1 protein-coding gene is annotated in these 1414 nt (G+C 68.0%); it reads right to left on the bottom strand.

All coding sequences use genetic code 11. The features are described 5' to 3' along the window. Positions 1-18 precede the first annotated feature (18 nt). Entirely contained in the window at positions 19-1182 is a 1164-nt protein-coding gene (locus IH26_RS0152435; protein WP_030443802.1) for an IS110 family RNA-guided transposase, read from the bottom strand. Between the last annotated feature and the right edge of the window lie 232 nt (positions 1183-1414).

Here is a 1414-nt window from a genome sequence, read left to right on the forward strand (position 1 = left end):
ATTTGGCACCCCTCTGTGTCAAGAGGTCGCCAAGGACAATGTTTTAGGCTGTGCTTCAGCGGGTCCGGGAAGTGACTTGTCCGAAGTGTCGATCATGGGGATTGGGTCGGCCGCGCTGGATTGCAGAGTCGCCCCCGCGTGTCCTCCCGGGCCCGTCTCCAGTCGCTTGGCGTCAGCGAGCATCTGCCGGTAGACGACATCGGAGAGCCGGCGTTTCAGGGCGCGTAGGGCTTCCATCGGTGGTTTGCCCTCAGCCAACCGGCGCCGGTAGTAGGCGCGGCCTTCGGTGTCGTGGCGGAGCTGGACGATGGCCATGATGTGCAGCGCCCGGTTGATGCGCCGGTTCCCGGCGCGGGAGAGCCGGTGCCGGTTGTTGTCGCCGGAGGACGCGTCGAGCGGGGCTGTGCCGTTCCAGGAGGCGAAGTGGGCACGGTTGGCGAAGCGGCGGATGTCGCCGACGTCGCCGAGCAGCCGGGCGGCGCCGGACGGGCCGATGCCGTGCAGCTCGAGTAGCCGGCTGCCGGTGGTGTCGACCAGTTCGGTGAGTTCCCGTTTCGCAGTCTTGATCTTCTTGTCGATGACGGCCAGCTCATCGATGAGCTCGGAAGCCAGCCGGCGGCGGGTCTTACCGACCACGTCCCGCGGGCGCACGGTGCTCAGCAGCGCGCGGGCCTGCTGTGCGGACAAGTCTTTCTTCGCCCCACCGGGGATGAGCTCGAGCAGCAGGGTGTGCAGCCGGTTGACCAGGTCGGTGCGGGCGCGGCCGAGCTGGTCCCGGCGGTCGACCAGCAGCCGCAACGCGACCGTGGTGTCGTCGGCCTGCACCTGCCGCAGGCCGGTGGTACGCAGCGCGACCACCGCGACGCTGTGGGCGTCGACCGGGTCGGTCTTGCGGCCTTGCCCGGTGGCGAAGACGCGGGCTCGGGCGGACAGTTTCGCGGGTACGTCCACGACGGTTTCGCCGTCGGCGACCAGGCGTTGCGCGACGTGCCGGCCGATGCCGTTGCAGCCCTCGACCGCCCACTGGCGGTCTTTGTGCCGGCGCCCGGCGGCGAGCATCGCTTTGTAGCCGTCGGTGTCAGTGCCGAAGCGGCCCTGCCCGAGCGTCTGCTCGTGTTCGTTGATGACCTCGATGGTCGCGGACCGCTTGTGCGGATCCACCCCGATGATGACCCGAGCCACCGCTCGTTCTCCCTTCCCGAATCCGACATGGGTGTCGGCGGGAGGGCAGCGCTACTTTGAGCTGGGCAGTCCCCTCTTGAGCCACTCCGCGCCGCGGTGATCGACAGGACGCATGCCAAATGAGAGCCACACCAAACAGCGGTGGGCAGCCGCGATAAGAGCGACCCTGTCGATCACCTCGACCAAGCCTGGCCGGGCTGCGGTCGTAGATCAATGAAACAAGTAGCCGCGA

Origin of the sequence: Actinoplanes subtropicus (genome assembly GCF_000721705.1) — a bacterium.
GTDB lineage: Bacteria > Actinomycetota > Actinomycetes > Mycobacteriales > Micromonosporaceae > Actinoplanes > Actinoplanes subtropicus.